We start from the raw sequence: 3,567 nt of genomic DNA, 5'->3' as shown, positions 1-3,567 counted from the left end.
CCCCCCGCCCCGCCGCCCCCCCGGTGCGCCCCCCCGGCGCGGGGGACACCACCGCCCCCCGGGCCCGGCCGGGCCCGGCCCCCGGGGGGGCCCGCACCCCCGGCGGGACCGCCCCGCGCAGCGCGCGCCAGCCGCGCGCCGTGAATCCGATCGCCCGAGCGTCCACATCGGACATCCGGCCGAGCTCCGCGCTCAACGACGCGGTGTAGCGCCCGATCCCGGTGCGCCTGCCCAGCAGCGGAGTGCCGTCCAGCAGGACCCGCAGCGGCCCGCTCACCGCTTGCGGAGCCGATCACCGGCCAGCCTGCGCAACCGGCCACCGGCCCGCCGCGCGACCTCCACCGGGCCACCCGCGTCCAGGTACTCGCGCAGCAGCGCCACGTCCCGGCGCACCGCCTCCACCCGGTCCGGCGGCTGCGTCCGGGTCAGCGGCGAGGCGGCGCGCAACCGGTCCGCGGCCGGACGCGGATCGCGGCAGAACTCGGTGAGCGGCGCCAGCACCGACTCCCAGGTGAACCGCTCCCGCACCGCCTCGATGCGCTCCCGGCAGGACGCGGCGAACTCCGCGTCGTAGAGCACCCGCTCCAGCGCCGCGGCCAGCGCGTCCGGGTCCTCGGCGGGCACCACCACGCCCAAGCCCTCCTGGCGCACCAGGTCCGCGAACGAATCGCCGTCCGTGGTCACCACCGGCAGGCCCGACCACAGGTAGTCCAGCACCCGGGTGCGGAACGCGAACGTCGTCTCCACGTGCTCGAAGTGCGAGGTCACGCCGCAGTCGGCGTCCAGCAGGAAGTTCTGCCGCTCCCCGTACGGCACCCACGTCTCGTTGAAGAACACGTGCTTGCCGGTCAACCCCAGCCGGTTCGCCAGGTGCCGGGTCCGGTCCGCCATGCCCATCTCCGGCACGTCCGGGTTCGGGTGCTTCATGCCGAGGAAGAACAACCGCACGTCGTGGTGCCGCCGCGCGACCCGGTCCACCGCGTGCAGCAGCGTCAGCGGGTCGAACCAGCTGTAGACACCGCCCGCCCACAGCACCACCTTGTCGTCGGCGTCCACGCCCGGCTGCACGCCCTTGATCGCCGGGCCGGTGCGGCGCGGCGCCACCGAGGACAACCCGAACGGCACCACCTCCAGCAGCGAGCGCACCGTCGGATCCGTGTCGTAGAGGCCCGGCGTCAACCGGCCCAGCGACGCCAGGTGCCCCAGCCAGAAGTGCCGCTGCCGCTCCGAGGCGCACAGGAAGAAATCACCGCGCTCCAGCTGCGAGTTCAGCACCTTCGTCACCCCGCGCAGGTCGGCGGCGCGGCGCTCGTCGTCGGTGTCCCGGCCCTGCTCCAGCAGCTCCAGGTGCATCGGGTCGTACACGTCGCACACCACGACCTTCGTGGAGTCGGCGTGCTTGAGCGCGGGCACCATCTCCAGCACGTGGCCCTGCACGATCACCACGTCCGCCCACTCCACGTGCGCGGCGAGCTCGCGCGGTTTCGCCGCCACCACGGGGAAGGCCGACTCCGGCGGGTTCACGTGCGCGTTCACGCTGACCAGCCGCACCTGGTGCTCGGCGCTGAGCACCTCGGCCATGTGCCAGGCGCGGATCGCCGGGCCCGCCATCCGCTCGGCCACCGCGTCCCCGGTGATCACCGCGATGGTGCGGGGGCGGCCGTAGACCTCGTCCAGGCCGAACGCGTCCACCAGCACCTCGTGCGCGGCCAGGTAGCTCGGCAGCGGGTAGGCCGGTTCCATCGCCTTGCGCATCAGCGGCACCAGGTCCGCGTCCGAGCGCACCCGGGCGGCCTGCTCGACCTCCCGCGACGCGGCCAGCTGCGGCAGCATCTCCACGAACCGGTCGATCGCGAGCAGGCTCGCCAGCGAGTCCCGCGAGATCGGCACGTCGTCGTCGAAGTCCGGGCCCTCCGGGCGCCGCGTCATCTCCAGCTGGTCCGGGTCGATGTCGCCGCGGGCGGTGGCCCGGCGCACCGACAGCGCCATCGCGGCGGGCAGCACCTTCGCCAGCGTCTCGGCGGAGACGTTCTTGTACAGGGCGGCCAGCGCGTTGCGCTCCAGCAGGAAGTGCTCCCGCGCCGAGGACACCTGCGTCATCGAGGCGTGGTGGCGGTGGAAGGTCAGCGACCGCGGCTCGTAGCGCACCCGCCAGCCCCGCAGGTTCAGCCGCCAGCCCAGGTCCACGTCCTCGTAGAACATGAAGAACCGCTCGTCGAACCCGTCCAGCGCGGCGAACAGCTCGGCGCGCACCAGCAGCGCCGAACCGGTGCCGAACAGCACGTCCCGCGGCGCGTCGTGGCTGCCGTCGTCCGGTTCGCCCGCGAACCGCTTGTAGCCCATGCCGAACCAGGTGAGCCCGCCGTCCACGAAGTCGACGAGCTCGCCCTCCCAGTCCAGGACCTTGCTGGCCACCGCGCCCACCGTCGGCTCGGCGCGCAGCACCGCCACCGCGGCCCGCACCCAGTCCCGGTCCGGCCGGGCGTCGTTGTTCAGGAACGCCAGCACCTGGCCGGACGCGGTCCGCGCGCCCAGGTTGCAGCCGCCGGCGAAACCCAGGTTCTCGCCCGGTTCCAGCACGGTGGTGCCCGGTGCCGCGGCGCGGATGCGGGCGGCCTCGGCGCTGCTCGGGGTGTTGTCGACGCAGATCAGTTCCAGCCGGTCCGCCGGGTAGTCCAACTGGTCGCGCACCGCGCGCAGGCACGTGATCGTGTCCTCGGCGCCGCGGTGGTTGACGACGATCACGGAGACTGCGGGCAGCGCAGCGGACTCGGAGGTAACAGCCACGCCCCTAAGCGTGCCCTATCGGCGCCCGCCGAACGCACGCAGTCCGAAGATCCACCCGAATCCGGCACCCCCGTTTCCGGGGTGAACGGACCGTTCGTCCCATCCCGTTGGACCAACGGTCCGTTCACTCGGGGATCGGGCGGGTCAGCGGCCCGCCCAGCGGTGCCACACCTCGGCGCGGGCGGTCGCGGTGCGGCCGCGGCGGGCGAGCAGCGCGGCGGGAGCGTGGGCGCCGAGCTCGGCGAGCACCCGCAGCCGCAGCGCGAGCCGGAAGTTCGCCGGCGGCACCGGATCCCCGCGCAGCCTGCGCAGGGGCAGCACCGCGGTGAGCGCGGCGAAGCGCGCCAGCTCCCGCGCCGCGACCCGTCCCGGCGCGCAACGCAGCAGCGCCAGCAGCCGGTTCCGCTCGTTCCACCGGTGGAACTTCGCCGAGCCTGGCCGGGTGCTCGCGCCGTGCAGGTGCGCCACCCGGGCATCGGGCACCAGCAGCACCCGGCCGCCGTCGAGCCGCAGCCGCCACGCGGTGTCGGTGTCCTCGTAGTAGCAGAAGAACCGCGCCGGAACCCCGCCCGCGGCGCGCAGTTCCGCGGTCCGCAGCAGCGCCGCCCCGCCGCAGAACCCGAACACCTCCCGCGCCGGGCCGGCGGCGGCGCCCGAACCGGTTCCGCCGACGGATTCGGTCCCGCCGACCGACTCGACCTCGGCACCTGACTCGACCTGCACCGCCGGTTCGTCCCCGCCGGCCGAAGGGACCCCGCCGACGGACTCGCCCCCGTCCAC

General features: G+C 74.5%; 2 protein-coding genes and 1 pseudogene. All 3 read right to left on the bottom strand.

Features of this window, described 5'->3' with window-relative positions; translation table 11 throughout:
• Window positions 1-277, bottom strand: a pseudogene (locus LCD31_RS25470) (hypothetical protein); the annotation flags it as partial.
• Entirely contained in the window at window positions 274-2,787 is a 2,514-nt protein-coding gene (locus LCD31_RS25465; RefSeq protein ID WP_224962103.1) for a glycosyltransferase, read from the bottom strand. The gene LCD31_RS25465 and the pseudogene LCD31_RS25470, both read right to left, overlap by 4 nt.
• 144 nt (window positions 2,788-2,931) lie before the next feature.
• Window positions 2,932-3,567: glycosyltransferase family 2 protein (locus LCD31_RS25460; protein ID WP_374201680.1), on the bottom strand; the 636-nt coding region annotated here is incomplete at its 5' end.

This window comes from Saccharopolyspora sp. 6M (assembly GCF_020176775.1).
Taxonomy (GTDB): Bacteria; Actinomycetota; Actinomycetes; order Mycobacteriales; family Pseudonocardiaceae; genus Saccharopolyspora_C; species Saccharopolyspora_C gregorii.
The sequence above is the reverse complement of the archived record's forward strand: the minus strand, read 5'-3'. Positions and strand labels throughout refer to the sequence as shown.